This window comes from Pseudomonas sp. stari2 (genome assembly GCF_040760005.1).
In the GTDB taxonomy this organism is placed as follows: domain Bacteria; phylum Pseudomonadota; class Gammaproteobacteria; order Pseudomonadales; family Pseudomonadaceae; genus Aquipseudomonas.
The window spans coordinates 2764061-2782727 of record NZ_CP099760.1 but is presented as its reverse complement, the minus strand read 5'-3'; the positions used below and the strand labels follow the sequence as shown (position 1 = coordinate 2782727).

The following is an 18667-nucleotide window of genomic DNA, read 5'->3' as shown; positions in this document are numbered from 1 at the left end:
GCGGGATGCTGGCGCAGGGCTGATCAGAAGGTGGTGCGCAATCCCACCTGAATGCTTCGCCCTTCTGCCGGCGCAATGTCGCGCAGGATAGAGCTGGCGTAGCGCACGGTCTGGTTGGTCAGGTTCTCGGCATTGACGAAGGCCAGCCATTTGCTCTGGCCGACGTCGAAGTGATAACCCACATTCGCACCCAGCGTGGTATAGCCATCGGTGCTGCTTTCATTGTCCGGCACCCGATGCTGGGAACTGGCGTGCTCCACATCGATCCGTGCCTGCCAGCGATCCAGCTCCCACAGCAACCCGGTGTTCAAGCGCAGCGGCGCAATGCGCGGCAGATCCTGACCGTTGTCGAGGTTCCTGGCGCGGGTGTAATCCCCCGACAATTCCAGCGCGAACTTGCCATAGGCGCTCTCGCCGAGCTGCCAGCGATCCTGAGCTTCAATGCCGCTGAAGCGCGCACGAACACCGGAATAGGCGTATTCGGGAATGCCGGCGGCGTCTTCTTCACCTTCATCATTGAGCGTGCGACCAGTGCCGAGCAGGCCGATGTAATTGGAGAAGTGGCTGTAGAACACGCCGACGCTGCCCTTGTGCGTGCCATTGTCGAAACGCAATGCCAGATCGCTGGAGACGGCTTTCTCCATCGACAGACCCGCATCCCCGACTTCATAAGTGCCGGTCGCGACGTGGGCGCCGTTGGCGTACAACTCGTAGAACGTCGGCGCCCGCTCGGTGTAGCCCAGCGTGGCAGCAACCGACCATATCGGTGTCAGCGTATACACCGCTCCGGACGACAGACTGCCAGCGGTGAAACTGCTGGAGCGGTCGGCATTGGCGAAGCGCTCGTTGCCTTTGGCGTCCGGGTCGACCGTGGTGTGTTCCAGACGACCGCCGAGGGTGAACAGTAGGCGATCCGTGGCTTGCAGCTCTTCCAGAACGAACAATGCACCGGCGTTGGTATCGGTGTGCGGCACGAAGGCTTCTTCGCCCAGTGCCGAGAATTCATTACGACTGACCTGCGCGCCGATCACCCCGTTGAACGGCCCCAACGGCTGGTGCCGGGCTTCGACCCGCGCTTCGTAACCCTTGTTCTTGAACGTGGTGCCGACCTCGCCACCCTCGATTTCACGGTGCTGGTAATCGGTGTAGCCGGCGTCGAACTTGACCGAGCTGAACGGCCCTTCGAGGTTGCGTATTTCCGAGGCGAACGCGTAGTGCTCCTGCTGCATGCGAATCCGCACGTCGTCTTCGGCCGGTGAGCCGTAATTGGAGTCGTAGTTGCTGTAAGACAGCCCCGCGTAACCGTCATCCCAAGTGTAGGAACCGCCCACCGCGCCGCCGTCCTGACGACCGTCGCTGTTGGCCAGACGATGCTTGCTGGAATCGCCATCGTCCCCCGCCCGTTCGCGGCTGCTTTTGGCATAGCCGGGGATTTTCAGGTCATTGAACTCGCGGGCGCTGGCGTCCAGGTGAAGGGCGAACTGACCGTTGCCGGCCTCAAGTTTGCCCGCGCTGCTGCGGGTGGTGTCGGCGCCGCCATAGCGCAGCTCGCCGGCGCCGTGGATGCCGTCGATGGCTTCGGTCGGGATGCGGTTGTCGAAGGTGTTGACCACCCCGCCGATGGCGCTGCCGCCATAGAGCAACGCGGCCGGGCCACGGACGATTTCGATGCGGTCAACGTTGATCGGGTCCAGCGGCACCGCGTGGTCGTAGGACAGCGACGAGGCGTCCAGCGCACCGACGCCGTTGCGCAGAATGCGGATGCGATCGCCGTCCTGTCCGCGAATGATCGGACGACTGGCACCCGGCCCGAAGTAGGAGGACGACACACCCGGCTGCTTGTTCAGGGTTTCGCCCAGGCTGCCCTTCTGCTGAAGCGTCAGGTCATCACCGCTCAACACCGTCGAGGGCGAAGCCAGAGTCTGGCTGCCCAGTGGGTTGGCAGTGATGACTTGGGGTTGCAGCTCGAGGGGTTCGGCAGCGAACGCGGGGGATGCGATCAGCAGCGCAGAGGCCAGCAGGCTTGGCGGGAAGGAGGGAAAACGGGCAGACATTTCTAGTATTCCGTAAGGCAGAAAGGAAGGGATCGATGCCGCTGCCACACGGACATGTCAGTGACATCGATCAGATGAAATCATTTTTATGTTATACAATAACATTTCCAATGGCCATCACGATTCTTGCCCGATGTTTACAACAACCGCTCAAGGACGGGTCTTTCAGCACGCGGTATCGCCGCTTGCGCAAACACGTCCTGCGTTTCTTCCGAAAAATCCTGAACAGACAGCGGTAAAAGACTTTGCCTATCAGCCACCAATAGTCGGCCTATTAGCTGACCTGCCCAGTCGGGTCTAGCCTTACTAATCCGAAGTCGGCACGAGCCGGCCGCAGAAGACCTGATAAGGACCCGAACATGGCAAATGAATCGAAATGCCCGTTCAATCACGCCGCCGGCGGTGGCACGACGAACCGCGATTGGTGGCCGAATCAACTGAACCTGAAAATCCTGAGTCAGCACTCGCCCGCCTCCGATCCGCTGGGCAAGGACTTCGACTACGCCAAGGCTTTCAAAAGCCTGGACTTCCAGGCCCTGAAACGCGATCTGACGGCGTTGATGACCGACTCCCAGGACTGGTGGCCTGCAGACTTCGGCCACTACGGCCCGCTCTTCATCCGTATGGCCTGGCACAGCGCTGGTACCTATCGCACCGCTGACGGCCGTGGCGGCGCCGGCTCCGGCCAGCAACGCTTTGCCCCGCTCAACAGCTGGCCGGACAACGTCAGCCTCGACAAGGCCCGACGCCTGCTGTGGCCGATCAAACAGAAATATGGCCGCAATATTTCCTGGGCCGACCTGATCGTTCTCACCGGTAACGTCGCGCTGGAATCCATGGGCTTCAAGACCTTCGGTTTCTCCGGCGGACGGCCCGACGTGTGGGAACCGGACGAAGACGTCTACTGGGGCTCGGAAACCAAATGGCTGGGCGGTGACACCCGTTACGGCAAACACCCCGAAGCCATGCAGGAACCGGGCGACGGCACCCTGGTCGCCGAACCCGCCGAGCACGGCCATGAACAGAGTCGCACCAACCAGGGCGAACGCAATCTGGAAAACCCGCTCGCCGCCGTGCAGATGGGTCTGATCTATGTGAACCCGGAAGGTCCCGAGGGCAATCCCGATCCGGTGGCCTCGGCCCGGGACATCCGTGAAACCTTCGGCCGCATGGCGATGAACGATGAAGAAACCGTCGCCCTGATCGCCGGCGGACACGCCTTCGGCAAAACCCACGGTGCCGGCCCGGCCGATAACGTCGGCCCGGAACCGGAAGCCGCCGGTCTCGAAGAGCAGGGCCTGGGCTGGAAAAACAGCTTCGGCAGCGGCAAAGGTGCGGACACCATCACCAGCGGCCTGGAAGTGACCTGGACCACCACCCCAACCAAGTGGAGCAACAACTACCTGGAAAACCTGTTCGGTTTCGAGTGGGAACTGACCAAGAGCCCGGCCGGTGCCCATCAATGGAAACCGAAAAACGGCGCGGGGGCAGGCACGATTCCCCATGCTCACGACCCGAACAAACGCATTGACCCGACGATGCTCACCTCTGACCTGGCCCTGCGTTTCGACCCGGCCTACGAGAAGATCTCGCGGCGCTTCCTGGCCAATCCCGATCAACTGGCCGACGCCTTCGCCCGGGCCTGGTACAAACTGATCCACCGGGACATGGGCCCGCTGTCGCGCTATCTCGGCCCGGAAATGCCGCAGGAGGAACTGCTGTGGCAAGACCCGATTCCCGAGGCCAGCCATCCGCTGATCGACGACAGCGATATCAGGGCACTGAAAGGCAAAGTACTGGCGTCGGGGCTGTCCGTTTCGGAACTGGTCTCCACCGCCTGGGCCGCTGCCTCGACCTTCCGGGGCTCGGACAAACGCGGCGGCGCCAACGGCGGTCGCCTGCGTCTGGCACCACAACGTTTCTGGCAGGCCAACCAGCCGGAGCAACTGGACAAAGTGCTCAAAGCCCTCGAAAGCATTCAGAACGAGTTCAATGCCGGGGCGTCGGGCAAGAAAGTCTCGCTGGCGGATCTGATCGTGCTGGCCGGCAATGCCGGGGTCGAACAGGCGGCGAAAAACGCCGGCCATTCGGTCACCGTGCCCTTCTCGCCCGGCCGTACCGATGCGACTCAGGAGCAGACCGACGTCGAATCGTTTGGCTTTCTTGAACCGCACACCGACGGCTTCCGCAACTACGCCGCCAGCACCTACCGCGTGCCGGCCGAAGCCTTGCTGATCGACAAGGCGCAACTGCTGACGCTCTCGGCGCCGGAGTTGACCGTGCTGATTGGCGGCCTGCGGGTGCTGGACACCAACGTCGGTAAAACCAAACACGGGGTGTTCACCGACAAACCCGGTTCACTGACCAACGATTTCTTCCGCAACCTGCTGGACATGGGCGTGGAATGGAAGCCGACGTCCAAGGCGGCGGACGAGTTCGAAGGTCGCGACCGCAAGACCGGCAATGTGAAATGGACAGGCACGCGCGTCGATCTGGTGTTCGGTTCCAACGCGATACTGCGGGCGCTGGCCGAGGTGTATGCCAGTTCCGATGCGAAGGAGCAGTTCGTCAACGACTTCGTTGCTGCGTGGGCGAAGGTGATGGATCTGGATCGGTTTGATCTGCGCCAATAAGGGCTTTTCATCCATCCATAAAAAACGCCGCTCATTGAGCGGCGTTTTTTATTGCCCTGAAAAGACTTCAGGCAAGGCTTTTGCTGACTACCTCATACACATCGCTGGACAACTGCCCCGACGCCAGAATCCGCTCCAGCTCCGCTTTCATCAACGCCTGACGAGCGCTGTCGTATTTACGCCAGCGAGTCAGCGGCGCCAATTGGCGCGAAGCAATCTGCGGGTTGAAGCCGTTCAACTCGATCACCAGATCCGCAAGGAAGCGATAGCCCGAACCATCCGCCGCGTGGAAGTTGATCAGGTTCTGCCCGGCGAACGCACCGACCAGCGCACGCACCTTGTTCGGGTTCTTGAGGTTGAACGCCGGGTGCTGCATCAGCGCTTTGACCCGTGCCAGACCGCCCGGCAAGGTGCTGCCGGCCTGTACGCTGAACCACTGATCCATGACCAGCGGATTGTCCTTGAAGTGCTCGGCGAAACTGGCAAGCGCCTTGGCCTTTTCGTCTTCGAACGGCGAGTTGACCAGCACCGCCAGCGCGGTGAGGCGCTCGGTCATGTTGTCACAGGCGTCGAACTGTTCCAGCGTTGCCGCCAGCACTTCCGGCTTGCCGCTGAGCATCAGGTACGACAGCGCGATGTTCTGCAGCGCGCGACGGGCGAAATGCTCGGCTTCGGCCACGTACGGGGTCTTTTTAGACAGCTCGCGGTTGGCCTGATAACGCTGCCACAGTGCATCGAACAGGTTGTCCGCCAGTTGCTGGCGGGCAAATTCACGGGCGGTGTGGATTGCATCCACGTCGGCAACTTCGCTGATCTCGGTCAAGTAGGCTTCGCTCGGCAGCGAGAGCATTTCCGCGACCATCGCCTGATCCAGTGTCTGGTCAGCCAGCACGGTGCGCAGGGCCGAAATCAGTCGCGGATCGAGCACCAGGCTTTCGCCCTTCTGCTGCTGGCCGATCAGTTCCTGCAACACCTGCACCGACAATTGCTGGCCGGCATCCCAGCGGTTGAAACCGTCAGTGTCGTGCTGCATCAGGAACATCAGCTGATCACGGTTGTACGGGAAGCTCAGTTTCACCGGTGCCGAGAAACCACGCAGCAAGGACGGCAGCGGTTGTTCGGCGATATCGACGAAGGTGAAGGTCTGTTCGGCTTCGGTCACCGAGATCACTCGGGTAGTGCCTTGCGCAGCGGCTTCGCCGGCCAGACGCAGGGCGATCTCGTTACCCTGGCTGTCGAGCAGGCCCAGCTCCACCGGGATCACGAACGGCAGTTTTTCAACCTTGTCCGGGGTTTCCGGGCAGCTCTGGCGGAAGGTCAGGCTGTAGGTTTTCGCGGCGGCATCGTAAGACTCGCTCACCGCCAGACGCGGTGTACCGGCCTGGCTGTACCAGCGTTTGAACTGGGTCAGGTCGACGCCGTTAGCATCTTCCATGGCCTTGATGAAGTCGTCGCAGGTCACGGCCTGGCCGTCGTGGCGTTCGAAGTACAGGTCGCTGCCCTTGCGGAAGCCTTCGGCGCCCAGCAAGGTGTGGATCATGCCGACCACTTCCGAACCCTTTTCGTACACGGTCAGGGTGTAGAAGTTGGAAATCTCGATGAAGCTGTCCGGGCGCACGGCATGGGCCATCGGGCCGGCATCTTCGGCGAACTGGTGGGTACGCAGGTACGCCACGTCCTGAATGCGCTTGACCGTGGCCGAGTTCATGTCGGAAGAGAAACCAGCGTCGCGGAACACCGTGAAGCCTTCCTTGAGCGACAACTGGAACCAGTCGCGGCAGGTCACGCGGTTGCCCGACCAGTTGTGGAAGTATTCGTGGGCGACGATCGCTTCAACGCGCTGGTGCGCGGCGTCGGTGGCGGTTTCGGCGCGGGCCAGCACGGCGCTGGAGTTGAAGATGTTGAGGCCCTTGTTCTCCATGGCGCCCATGTTGAAGTCGTTCACGGCGACGATCATGAAGATGTCCAGATCGTACTCGCGACCGTAGACCTCTTCGTCCCAGCGCATGGACTTCTTCAGACTGTTCATGGCGTGCTGGCACTTGTCGATGTTTTCCGGCTCGACATAAATGCGCAGCGCCACGTTGCGCTCGGTCATGGTGGTGAAGCTGTCTTCAACGCACCACAAGTCACCGGCCACCAGCGCGAACAGGTACGCCGGCTTCATGAACGGGTCTTCCCAGGTCGCCCAGTGCCGGCCGTCTTCGCCGGGGCCGCTGGCGATCGGGTTGCCGTTGGACAGCAGCACCGGATAGCTGTGCTGCTCGGCGACCACCGTGGTGGTGAACTTGCTCATCACGTCCGGGCGGTCGAGGTAATAGGTGATCTTGCGGAAGCCTTCGGCCTCGCACTGGGTGCAGAACATCGTGCCGGACTTGTACAGGCCCTCCAGCGCAGTGTTGGTTTCCGGGTGGATGCGGACGCTGGTGTCTACCGTGAAGGTTTCGCTCTTCGGCTGCAGGGTCAGGTGATTCTCGGTCAACTGGTAGTCGGCGGCGTTCAGTTCCTGGTCGGCCAGGGTCACCGAGAGCAATTCCAGCTGCTGGCCATCGAGCACCAGCGGCGGCAGGCCCGGGCCACGGGCCGGGTTACGGCGCATCACCAGTTGCGCGTGGACCAGACTGTGGTCCTCGAACAACTCGAAGGTCAGGTGTGTTTCATCGATCAGGTACTCGGGCGCCTGATAGTCCTTCAGGTAAATCATCTTCGGTTGTTCGGTGCGCATGCTGAAGTCCTTATTGATGCACGGCGAGCTGATAGGCCGTGTACTTGCGAATGTTGATCACGCCGGTGTCGAAGATCAGGTACTGGCCCTTGATCCCCAGCAGCGTGCCTTCGGCAATCGGGTTCTTGTCCAGGTTGAAGCTGACGATCTTGGCCGGGTACTGCTCGACCGGGTAACGGATTTCCAGCGGCTCGACGTCGGTGACTGGTTGAATCGCCTGCAGGCCGAAACGTTCCTGCAAGCCCTGCAAACCTTCGGCGCAACTGTCGAACAGCTGATCGCGCACCTGCGCCAGATCCACCGTCGCCGCATCGCCCTTGAGCAGCGCACGCCAGTTGGTCTTGTCCGCCACCTGACTGCGGAACAGGTCTTCGACGAAACCGGACTGCTGGCGAGTGGCAACGCGCATGATCGGCAGCGCCTGACTCGCGCCCTGATCGAGCCAGCGGGTCGGCAGTTGAGTCGCACGGGTAATGCCGACCTTGATCCCCGACGAATTGGCCAGGTAGACGACGTGGTCGGTCATGCAGAACTTCTCGCCCCACTCCGGTTCCCGGCAGGTACCGGCGTCGAAGTGGCAGCGCTCCGGGCTCATGATGCACACGTCGCACTGGGCCAGCCTGGTCATGCACGGGTAGCAGTAACCCTGACTGAAACTGGTCTTGGTCTTGCGCCCGCAATGGGTGCAGTGAATCGCCCCCAGATATTCCAGACGCACCGTGGTGCCGATCAACGGGTTGACCGGCACCTCGACGTCATCCAGACGAAACGCGTATTGCACGTTCGGCCCGTCCAGGCGCGCCGACATTTTGCTGATTGCACCGCGGCCAATCTCGATCAATGGATGGCGTCCGACTTGAACAGGATGTTCGGCACTTCGATCGACTTCGACGCACACTCCTGCGGGCCCATGTAACCGGTGCGCTCTTCTTCGGGCAGGTTCTGGATTTCCCAGGCGATCATCGCCTGAAGCGACAGCTCGCGCTGTTCGGCGGTAAGCTTGCCACCGTCGGACCATTTGCCGATCTCTACGGCCAGTTTCAGGCTCTGGTAGATATCCGGGGTGATGTTCTTGATCAGGTCGTTAAAAGAGGACATCAGGGTCTCCGTGCTCTTTATTCAAAAATTCAGGCGGCCAGTTTACGGCGGTTGTACAAACCGCCCAACAAACCGGTGAAGCATCCGATGAGTAACCCGCCGACGTGGGCGGCATTGGCGATCTGGCCGAAGCCGATCATCGAGATCAGCCCGGACATGCACACCAGCAACCACACCAGCATCATCACCAGCACGCCGCGCGGCAGACGATAAGCCGGGTTCGGCGCCAGCAACTGGAAGATCCAGCAGTGACCTAGCAACCCGTAAAGGACGCCGGACAGACCGCCGAACAGGCTCGGACCGCTCCAGGCAAACTGCGCGTAGTTGGACACCAGGCTGAACAGCAACGTCAGGCCGATCAGGTTGATGCTGCCCTGACGCGACTCGATACGCCGCCCCAGTTCCCAGTACCACATGCCGTTCATGGCCAGGTGCAGGATGCCGAAGTGAATCAGCATCGGCGTGAATAGTCGCCACCACTGCCCCGCCGCCAGGCTGTCGGCCAGCGAGGTGAAATGGATGTAGTCGCCGACCACGCGGAAATCGAGGAAAGTCAGCCAGCGCATGGTGTCGAGGTTGTCGCCCAGATACGTCAGGCCGCCCACCAGCAGGCTCAGCAACAGGATGAACCCGGTGGCCTTGGCATGTTTCAACTGCTCGGCGAAGCTCGGCCGCTTGAAGGTCGGCGCCACCGGAATATCCAGTTGCTGATCCGGATCACCCGCCGGGAAGCGCTCGTACAGTGAACGCACGTCTTCGCTGATTTCCGACGGTACCCACAGCACCTGCTCGCCCGATTCTTCGCTGACGCGGTGAGGCACCTGCATCCGTTGCAGCAGTTTGACGAAACCGCTCAGGTCGGCCGCCAATGGCAGACGCAATACTGCTACCGCGCTCATCGCAGCACCTCCGGCCGCTCGACGTCGACCCAGACAAATTTATGCGGATCCAAGCGGGTTTCCTGATCCAGACGATAAGCGACCAGTTTGCCGTAGAGCACGGCGCTGTAATCCAGGCACGCAAGGTTCGGTCGGATCGGCGCCGGTTTGCCGCTGCGCCAGTAGTGGCCGACAAACAGCAACGGCTCATCGACGCCGTAGCGCAGCAGGGAATTCTTTTCGCTGGAGGTCAGCGGCTTCTGCGCCACCGGCTCCGGCAAGGCGTCGGGCTGGAACACGATGTCGCCGTAAGTCTGCGGATCGTCCTCCCAGAACTTGGTGCGGAAGAACGAACGCACCAGACCGTCGCCGCTGGTCATGGTCAGGCCATCGGGCAGACGCATGTCGGTACCGCGCAACAGGCGATCGAATACCGTGCAGGCAAAGCTGCCCGGTACGGCGGAAGCCTGAAGGAAATGCTCATCGATACAGCCATCGGGGAACAACCCGCGTAACGGTTCGATCAGGCCGGCATCCCAGCAGGCATGCACGACCCGGAAGCGTCCGGCATCGACGAACAGCGGCAATTCATAGAACCAGTGCTGGAAGTCGTGCCAGTCGCCGGGATGGTCTTCGAACTGAGTTAGTGTTTCGTGCAGCAGACGGGCATGGCGCGGCGTGTGTTCACGCACGAACTGCTTGCCGCTGCCCGGAGGCGCCGGCGTGCTCCAGCCCAGCGCGTTGAACTCGTGGTTGCCCATGATGCACAGCGCCTGCCCGGCCTCGACCATGTCGTGGACGATGTGCAGCGCCTCGCGAATCCGCGGGCCACGGTCGATGATGTCACCGACGAACACCGCCATACGCGAGGGGTGCCGCCAGACGCCTGCCTGTTTGTGAAAGCCGAGCCGGTCGAGCAGGTGCTCAAGGGTCAGAGCGCAACCGTGCACGTCACCGATCAGGTCGTAACCACGCGCGGGATCGAGCATCACTCGCCTCCACCCCCCAAGCGGCTGCCCCAGCCGAGCTTGGTACGGCACACTTCGTAATAGTTGTGGTCGAGTGGATGGATCAGTCGCAGCTTCTGCGCTTTCTTGCTGACCGTGATGGTGTCGCCCGGCGCGCAGGTGAAGTGGTTCTGCCCGTCACAGGAAACTTGCGGGTAAATCTGCATATCTTTGGACACGACGATTTTCAGCTCACTGTTGCCATCGACCACAATCGGCCTGCTGGACAACATATGGGGATACATCGGCACGATCACAATGGCATCGAGCTTGGGATGCATGATCGGGCCACCGGCCGACAGCGCATACGCCGTGGAACCGGTCGGCGTGGCGACGATCAGGCCGTCGGCTTTCTGGCTGCAGACGAACTGCCCGTCGATGTACAGCTCGAATTCGATCATCCGAGTCGACTTGCCAGGGTGCAGCACCACGTCGTTCAACGCGTCGCCCTGGCCGATGGCTTCGCCGTGGCGGCGGACTTCGGCCTGCAGCAGGAAGCGGTTTTCCACCAGATAATGGCCGTCGAGCACCTTGGCGACTTCGACTTCCAGCTCATCGGGACGTATATCGGTCAGAAAGCCCAGGCTGCCACGGTTGATGCCCAGTACCGGAATATTGTGTTTGGCCAGCGCCCGGGCGGCGCCGAGCAGGCTGCCGTCACCGCCGACGACGATGACCATGTCGCACACTTCGCCGAGCATCTTGCGCGAGGAGGTTTGCAGGCCGTGGCCTGGCAGGACTTCGGCGATCGTGTCTTCGAGGATCACGTGCAGGTGACGATCGAGCAGAAACCGTTTCAGTCGGCGGACGGTATCCAGCACCTGGGAACTGCCCAGGCGACCGATGATGCCGATATTACGAAATTGCTCCATGGGACTCCTGCGGGGGGCTGCAACGGCGAAAACGACGATTATGGGCGAAAGCGCCGGATAGACAAAATCCTTTCAGCACCGAGGGTGCGACCGTGTTTGAGGCTATGCTCGCAAGATGATCCTATTTCCCGACTTGCTCCAGTTGCCCCACCAATTACGTCACCCGGAGGTGCGCGATCTGGCGTGGGTGATCCTCGTCCCGCCGATGCTCGCCGCCACGCCGTGGCCGCAACGTCATCCGTTGGCGGGCAGCGACTGGGTGCGCGATCCCGAACGGCTGGTGCATTGGCTGCACGACCTCGACCGTGACAGCTACGGCCTGCTCCACTGGCTGTCCCAGGCCCGCACCCGGCGCCTGGGCCTGTATTACGAACGGCTCTGGCAGTTTGCCGTGGAACATGCGCCGGGCATCGAACTGATCGCAGCCAACCTGCCGATCCGCCGTGAAGGCCACACCCTCGGCGAGCTCGACATGTTGCTGCGCGACCGCGACGGTGTGCATCACCTGGAGCTGGCAATCAAGCTCTACCTCGGCCCGCAGAACGGCGACGGCCGTGATCCGGCGCAGTGGCTCGGCCCCGGCTGCCATGATCGCCTGGACCGCAAACTGGCCCACCTGAGCGAACACCAGTTGCCGATTTCCGCGCGCCCGGAAAGTCGCGAGGCCCTGGCGGCGCTGGATGTCGGAACGTTCAGTGCGCAGTTGTGGCTGGGCGGTTATCTGCTGTATCCATGGCCCGGGCAATCCGAACCACCGAGCGGCGCCCACCCACAGCATTTGCGCGGCAGTTGGTTGCATCAAAAGGATTGGCCGGCGTTTGTCGCCCAGCGCCCGGCCGGACGCTGGCAACCCCTGCCCCGCCATGCGTGGCTGGCGCCAGCGCATTACCCGGCGGATCAGACCTGGAGTCACGAGCATTTACAGGCCTGGCTCGATGAACTTGAACCCTTGGCCCCGGCACAACTGATGGTGCGCCTGACCGAAAATGCCCGGGGTGACTGGGAAGAGGCCGAGCGGTTGTTTCTGGTTTCGGATCTGTGGCCGAACGTGCCCGGGCAGAGTTAGACGCTCAGTCGCACCGCCAGCGCGGCCAGGGTCACCAGCAACACCGGCACCGTCAGCACAATCCCGACCCTGAAGTAATAGCCCCAGCCGATCCGGATGTCCTTGCGTTCCAGCACATGCAGCCAGAGCAAGGTCGCCAGACTGCCGATCGGGGTGATCTTGGGCCCCAGGTCGCTGCCGATCACGTTGGCGTAGATCATCGCCTCCTTCACGACACCGGTCGCCTGGCTGGCATCGATCGACAGCAGCCCGATCAGCACTGTCGGCAGGTTGTTCATGATCGACGACAACAGCGCCGTCAGCACGCCGGTGCCCATGGCCGCGCCCCACACGCCATACCCGGCAAAAGCATCCAGCCAGCCGGCCAGATGATCCGTCAGCCCGGCATTGCGCAGTCCGTAGACCACCAGATACATGCCCAGAGAGAAAATCACGATCTGCCACGGTGCCTCTTTCATCACTTTGCGCGTAGAGATTTTGTGCCCACGGGCGGCGATGCCCAGCAACAACGCCGCGCAAACGGCCGAGATCGCACTGATCGGAATGCCCAGCGGCTCCAGGGCAAAACAGCCCACCAGCAGAATCAGCAACACTGCCCAACCGGCGTAGAACGTGGCCTTGTCGTGAATCGCCGTCTCCGGATGCTCAAGCTGTTCGGGGTCGTAGTCTTTCGGAATATCGCGCCGGAAGAACCACAGCAACACCGCCAACGTGGCGGCGACGCTGACAAAGTTCACCGGCACCATCACTGCCGCATAGCGGTTGAAACCGATGTGAAAGAAGTCGGCCGAGACGATGTTGACCAGATTCGACACCACCAGCGGCAGGCTCGCGGTGTCGGCGATGAACCCGGCGCCCATGACGAACGCCAGGGTCGCCGCCGGGGAAAAACGCAGCGCCAGCAGCATGGAAATCACGATGGGCGTGAGGATCAGCGCCGCGCCGTCATTGGCAAACAACGCCGACACCAGCGCACCGAGCAGCACCATGAAGGCAAACAGCTTGCGCCCGCTGCCCCGCCCCCACCGCGCCACGTGCAACGCAGCCCAGGCAAAGAAACCCGCCTCGTCGAGCAACAAGCTGATGATGATCAGCGCCACAAAAGTGCCGGTGGCGTTCCAGATGATCTGCCACACCAGCGGAATATCGCTCAGGTGCACCACGCCAAAAAGCAGCGCGACGATGGCGCCGAGCGTTGCACTCCAGCCGACCCCGAGGCCTTTGGGTTGCCAGATCACCAGAGTAATGGTCAGCAGGAAAATCAGTGACGCAGCAAGCATTCGCGACAGCCTTCAATAAAAGGGAAAGAATCAGACCACAAAAAAACCCGTGGGAGCCAGCTCCCACAGGTTCGTTATGTTGTCAGAAAAATCAGTGGATCACTTCTTATGCTGCGCTACCCACTCGCCATAGGCATTGATGAAGCTCTGCAGGAACGGTTTGACCGACTCGTTCAGCTTGCCCGACTCATCGAACGCCGTACCGGCGCCACCGAGGTAGGCTTCCGGCTGTTGCATGCACGGCACGTTGAGGAAAACGAAAGACTGGCGCAAATGCTGGTTGGCGCCAAAGCCACCGATGGCACCCGGCGAAACGCTGATCACTGCGCCCGGCTTGCCGCCCCAGACACTCTTGCCATATGGCCGCGAGCCGACGTCAATCGCGTTCTTCAACGGTGCCGGCACCGAACGGTTGTACTCCGGAGTAACAAACAGCACCGCGTCGGATGAGCCCACTTTTTGCCGAAAAGTGCTGTAGGCTGCCGGCGGTGAATCGCCGTCGATGTCTTCGTTATAGAGTGGCAGATCGCCAATTTCCACAATGTTCAGCTTGAGGTTGGCCGGTGCCAGTTCCGCCAGCGCCAGCGCGACTTTGCGATTGATCGAAGCTTTACGCAGGCTGCCGACCACTACCGCGACGTTATAGACATTGCTCATGGGAAGACTCTCGACTGTCCGTGGGAGGAGCCTGTAGTTATAGATGATCCGACGACGATTCCACCAGACGACGAGGGATATTTCCCGCGTCCGGATTATTTTTTTCCTGTAGGAAAACTTACCACGCTCGATGACGGTCTACCAAGCCGCAAATCAAGCGTTTTATCTCCAGAGGTTCTAAGCAGATGGCAGCAGTACTCGTCGGTCAGTTCCATGCAAGAGATGCGGAAGGCCGCGTTTATTCCGTGCATGAGTTCCAGGAATCCAACCCGTCGGCAGACGGTTTCACCGGCATGGAGCCCGTTACAACCTACAAACTGGCGATTGGCGATCGCGTCAATAAAGTCGATGACAACGAGTTCCTGCTGGTTCAGTCGGGCATCACGTTGATTCGCGAACCCGAGCCGACTGTCGCTTCATAACCGATTGTTATGAGCAGAAGTCATCCGCGCCGAGTTGGGGTAGGATTCAGCCACTGCCCCCAACGGCCGGACATGGACTTCACGCATGCGTTTACGTCATATAGAGGTGATTCAGGCGCTTTTACAGACGGGTCACGTGGGCACCGCCGCCGAATGGCTGCAACTGCCGGTGGGCGATGTCGAAGAGCGACTGCGCGAAGCCGAGAGTCAGTTGGGGTTCATGCTGTTCGCCAGCGTGCGCGGGCGGCTTCAGGCCACGACTGAAGCCCGTGCGTTGCAAGTTGAAATCGCCCACATCTATGACGCGCTGGAACCGGTGCAACGACTGGCCAGCAGCCTCAAGCAATATCTCGCCCCACCCCTTCGAATCATCGGCACCCCGCCGCTGGCCCAGCAGCTGTTGCCGCAAAGCCTCGCCGCATTGCGCCGACGCTTGCCGGACGTGCCCTGCACGCTGCTCAGTGAACCCACCCGCCACATCGTTCGCAGTCTGTTGCTGCGCGAGAGCGATCTGGGTCTCAGCCTGCACGATCCCGAACATCCGGATATCCATTGCCAGCCGCTGGCCCAAGGCAAGCTGCAATTGCTTGCGCCCCACGGCTGGCTGCAACCGAAGCAAAAGTACATTTCACTGCAGGACCTGGCCGGACAGGCGATGGTCGGCCTCGAAGGCCAGGACCCGTTGAGCCCGGCGCTGGAGCACAAGCTTCAGGCCTTGCGCCCGGCGCCAAGCATCCAGACCCGGGTGCAGACCCACCAGATGATGCGCAGCATGGTCGAGGCCGGTGAAGGCCTGGCCATTGTCGACCCGTTCACCGCGCTGGGTGCCCGGACCAGTGGAATCGACACTTGCCCGCTGTCACCGGCGGTGCCAATCAGCCTCTATGCACTGACTTTCAAGCACACGCCGCCGACATCGGCAGTCCAGACATTGCTGGGTATCGTCACGGAACAAGCCGAGGCGATGCTGGCGAACTGACCAGGTTTTCCAGCGGATTATCGAATATTCGATACCAGAACAACGCCACTTCGGCGGTGTTCGGGTCGATCCCGCGATAACGCAAATGGTCGATACCACCGATCACATAGCCGCAACGCTCATACAGGCGACAGGCACCGAGGTTGTTGTTCTGGGTTTCAAGCATGATCCCTGGCAGTTTTTTCTTGCGGCTCCAGAACTGCGCCACGTCCAGCAATGCCTTGGCCGCACCATGTCGCCGGGCCGGCGCATGCACCGCCAGTTCATCGATATGAGCAAAACTGTTCCAGTTGGTGCTGATCACCAGATGCCCCACCGGCTGATCTTCCAGATACGCCATGAAAATCGCACTGTCGGCGGCATCGCGAAAACTGCTGAATTCCTCGGGATCGATGCCGTAGCACTTGCGGTACGGCACAATCGGCGTCACGCCCCACTGCGCGACGGGTTTGCCAATTTCGGCCGCACCATAGGCGGCGACCTCAAAACTGAAATCGCTGCCCCAGATATAGGCAGCAAAGCCGTCGTCGGCAACGCGCACCGACAGCCCTGGGTATTTTGGATTCATGACCGGTTGCATACTGGGAAACGCCCTCATTCCTTGACGCAATCGACGGTGTAGTACCGTCCATTGCCCTCATCTTCGTGTTGCAGTCCGTGCACATCGACCACGAAACCCGGAAAACTCGCATCGAACGTGCGGGCAAACTTCAGGTAATCGATGATCGACCGGGTGGATTCGGTAAAACGTTCACCGGGCATGATCAACGGAATCCCCGGTGGATACGGCACCAGCATCACCGCCGCGACCCGGCCGTCCAGTTCATCGATCGGCACCGCCTCGACTTCGCCGCGCACCAGTTGATCGTAGGCATGGGCGGGTTTCATGGCGATTTCCGGCAGCACGGTGTACATGTGCTTGAGGTGTTTGGCGGTGGCGTTGCTGCGGTAACAGGCGTGAAGCTGGTCGCACAGATCGCGCAGGCCCATGCCGCGATAGCGCGCCGGAGCTTCTTGGGCGACACATTTCAGGCAGGTGTCGAGGCTGACATTGGCATCGTAGCTGCGCTTGAACTCCAGCAGTTCGGTCAACAACGTGCTCCACTTGCCCTTGGTGATGCCCATCGAGAACAGCACCAGGAACGAATACAGCCCGGTTTTCTCCACCACCAGCCCGCGCTCCCAGAGAAAACGACTGACCACCGCCGCCGGAATGCCCTTGTCGCTCAGCGCGCCTCCAGCGGTCAGACCCGGCATCACCAGGGTGACCTTGATCGGATCGAGCAGCACGTAGTCGTCGCTGACCTCGCCGAAGCCGTGCCAGTCTGCCTCGGGCTTCAGTAGCCAGTCTTCAGTCTGCACCCGATCGATGCCCTCGACACCCGGCGGCTGCCAGATCGAGAACCACCAGTCATTGGCGTCGATGTGTTGTCGCAGATTGGCCAGCGCCCGACGAAAGCTCAGGGCTTCATCGAAGGTTTCCTGCAACAGCGAACGTCCGGCCGGGCCTTCCATCATGGCCGAGGCCACATCCAGCGAAGCGATGATGCTGTACTGCGGCGACGTCGAGATATGCATCATGAACGCTTCGTTGAACCGGTCGCGGTCCAGTTGCCGCGCGCCGCCGTCCTGCACATGAATCATCGAAGCCTGGCTGAACGCTGCCAGCAATTTGTGCGTGGAATGGGTAGTGAACACCAGCGGGCTGTCGTCACTGCGCGAGGTGGCCATGCCGTAGCGTCCAGCAAAAAATTCGTGGAACGCCGCGTAGGCATACCAGGCCTCGTCGAAATGCAGGACTTCGACGCTATTGCCCAGACTCTGCTTGATCAGTTCGGCGTTGTAACAGAGGCCGTCGTAGGTGGAGTTGGTGACTACGGCCAGTTTGACTTTCGGCTCCCGGCCCTTGGTCAGCGGGCTTGCATCGATCTTGGCCTGGATCGATTCGCGGCTGAATTCGCTCAGCGGAATCGGGCCGATGATTCCCAACTCGTTACGCTCCGGGCACAGGTACAGCGGAATCGCACCGGTCATGATGATCGCGTGCAACACTGACTTGTGGCAGTTGCGATCCACCAGCACCAGATCATCGCGCCCGACCATGGAATGCCAGACGATCTTGTTGGCGGTCGAGGTGCCATTGATCACGAAAAAGGTGTGATCGGCGCCGAAATTGCGCGCAGCCCTTGCTTCTGCCTCGGCCAACGGGCCGGTGTGATCGAGCAGCGAACCCAGCTCCGGCACCGACACCGACAAATCCGAACGCAGCGTGTTTTCCCCAAAGAACTGGTGAAACGCCTGTCCTACCGGGCTCTTGTGATACGCCACGCCACCGCCATGACCGGGGGTGTGCCAGGAATAGTTGGAATCGGCGGTGTGTTGCACCAAAGCCTTGAAGAACGGCGGCAGCAATCCATCCAGATACTTGCGCGCCGCCCGTGCAACCTGCCGGGCCAGAAACGGTACGGTGTCTTCGAACAGGTAAAGGATGCCGCGCAACTGATTCAGTTCGGCCATGGCATCGGCCGGGGCGTTTTCCAGAGTGACCTGCTCACCCAGCGCGAAGATCGGCAGATCCGGCGCCCGCACCCGGGCCAGACCGATCAGTTCGGCCATGTTCTGCAACAAATGGGAATTGGTGCTCGCGTCTTCGGCGGCAATCAACATGCACGCCAAGCCATGGTGGGTCGACGCCACCAGCCGGCCCTCGGTGTAGTCCGTGGCCGAAACGATGCTGAAACCTTCCTGCTCAAGTTCACGGGCAATGCCGCGAATGCGTTCGCCGGCAACCGTGTCGGCCTTGATGTCACGGTGGACGATCAACACCGGGAACTTCAGATCTTTGTACATGGTGCTCAGTGTCCTGAGGTGGCGGAGAGTGATCTGCCAATGTCCTCAGGGTAGAGGGTCGGAGCGGATGTGGCGAGGGTGGCCAGTTGTCAGTACTGCCAAAAACAAAGGATCGTCCGGACGTGGCTAGCTCCTTCGGACGATCC

At 61.2% G+C, this 18667-nt stretch carries 15 protein-coding genes; 4 read left to right on the top strand and 11 right to left on the bottom strand.

The window, feature by feature from the left end; translation table 11 throughout:
* Window positions 1–23: 23 nt before the first annotated feature.
* Entirely contained in the window at window positions 24–2054 is a 2031-nt protein-coding gene (locus NH234_RS12770) for a TonB-dependent receptor (RefSeq protein WP_367256791.1), read from the bottom strand.
* Window positions 2055–2413: 359 nt separating this feature from the next.
* Here NH234_RS12770 and katG point away from each other — a divergent pair, with 359 nt between their 5' ends.
* A complete protein-coding gene (gene katG, locus NH234_RS12765) occupies window positions 2414–4687 on the top strand; it encodes a catalase/peroxidase HPI (RefSeq protein WP_367256790.1) in 2274 nt (757 codons plus the stop codon).
* Window positions 4688–4754: 67 nt separating this feature from the next.
* Here the strand turns inward: katG and pepN are convergent, their stop codons facing one another.
* The 6 genes from pepN to NH234_RS12735 are packed head-to-tail and all read right to left on the bottom strand — an operon-like array spanning window position 4755 to window position 11267.
* Window positions 4755–7412 carry an aminopeptidase N gene (gene pepN / locus NH234_RS12760; RefSeq protein ID WP_367256789.1) on the bottom strand — a complete coding sequence of 886 codons (2658 nt, stop codon included), beginning with the start codon at window positions 7410–7412 and terminating at the stop codon, window positions 4755–4757.
* 10 nt (window positions 7413–7422) lie between these two features.
* The gene (locus NH234_RS12755; protein WP_085733060.1) at window positions 7423–8253 is read right to left on the bottom strand and encodes a DUF2797 domain-containing protein; all 831 of its coding nucleotides are present in this window, start codon (window positions 8251–8253) and stop codon (window positions 7423–7425) included.
* Complete coding sequence (locus NH234_RS12750) at window positions 8250–8510, bottom strand: DUF1315 family protein (protein WP_085698878.1); 261 nt, start codon at window positions 8508–8510, stop codon at window positions 8250–8252. The genes NH234_RS12755 and NH234_RS12750 overlap by 4 nt, the downstream gene beginning before the upstream one ends.
* A 29-nt stretch (window positions 8511–8539) precedes the next feature.
* Window positions 8540–9409, bottom strand: a complete 870-nt coding sequence (locus NH234_RS12745; protein WP_085733061.1) for a rhomboid family intramembrane serine protease — start codon at window positions 9407–9409, stop codon at window positions 8540–8542.
* A complete protein-coding gene (locus NH234_RS12740; protein WP_085733062.1) occupies window positions 9406–10377 on the bottom strand; it encodes a metallophosphoesterase in 972 nt (323 codons plus the stop codon). Before NH234_RS12740 ends, NH234_RS12745 begins: the two co-directional genes overlap by 4 nt.
* Window positions 10377–11267, bottom strand: a complete 891-nt coding sequence (locus NH234_RS12735; protein ID WP_085733063.1) for an NAD(+) kinase — start codon at window positions 11265–11267, stop codon at window positions 10377–10379. The genes NH234_RS12740 and NH234_RS12735 overlap by 1 nt, the downstream gene beginning before the upstream one ends.
* Before the next feature lie 115 nt (window positions 11268–11382).
* Between NH234_RS12735 and NH234_RS12730 the strand changes: the two genes are divergently transcribed.
* Window positions 11383–12333: a DUF1853 family protein gene (locus tag NH234_RS12730; RefSeq protein WP_367256788.1), complete on the top strand. Its 951-nt coding sequence runs from the start codon at window positions 11383–11385 to the stop codon at window positions 12331–12333.
* On the opposite strand, the gene NH234_RS12725 is transcribed toward NH234_RS12730, so the two are convergent.
* Complete coding sequence (locus tag NH234_RS12725; RefSeq protein ID WP_085733065.1) at window positions 12330–13613, bottom strand: arsenic transporter; 1284 nt, start codon at window positions 13611–13613, stop codon at window positions 12330–12332. The two genes, NH234_RS12730 and NH234_RS12725, sit on opposite strands and share 4 nt — an antisense overlap.
* 99 nt (window positions 13614–13712) lie before the next feature.
* Complete coding sequence (locus tag NH234_RS12720; protein WP_085708589.1) at window positions 13713–14270, bottom strand: NADPH-dependent FMN reductase; 558 nt, start codon at window positions 14268–14270, stop codon at window positions 13713–13715.
* Between the two features lie 185 nt (window positions 14271–14455).
* On the opposite strand from NH234_RS12720, the gene NH234_RS12715 reads away from it, so the two are divergent.
* The gene (locus NH234_RS12715; protein ID WP_085733066.1) at window positions 14456–14692 is read left to right on the top strand and encodes a hypothetical protein; all 237 of its coding nucleotides are present in this window, start codon (window positions 14456–14458) and stop codon (window positions 14690–14692) included.
* An 85-nt stretch (window positions 14693–14777) separates the two neighbouring features.
* Window positions 14778–15671 (top strand): LysR family transcriptional regulator, encoded by an 894-nt coding sequence (locus NH234_RS12710; protein WP_367256786.1) that lies wholly within the window; start codon window positions 14778–14780, stop codon window positions 15669–15671.
* On the opposite strand, the gene NH234_RS12705 is transcribed toward NH234_RS12710, so the two are convergent.
* Both NH234_RS12705 and NH234_RS12700 read right to left on the bottom strand, forming a co-directional pair.
* Window positions 15637–16251, bottom strand: coding sequence for a GNAT family N-acetyltransferase (locus NH234_RS12705; protein WP_085733068.1), 615 nt, complete (start codon window positions 16249–16251; stop codon window positions 15637–15639). The two genes, NH234_RS12710 and NH234_RS12705, sit on opposite strands and share 35 nt — an antisense overlap.
* A 14-nt stretch (window positions 16252–16265) precedes the next feature.
* The gene (locus NH234_RS12700) at window positions 16266–18521 is read right to left on the bottom strand and encodes an Orn/Lys/Arg decarboxylase N-terminal domain-containing protein (RefSeq protein WP_367256785.1); all 2256 of its coding nucleotides are present in this window, start codon (window positions 18519–18521) and stop codon (window positions 16266–16268) included.
* Window positions 18522–18667 lie beyond the last annotated feature (146 nt).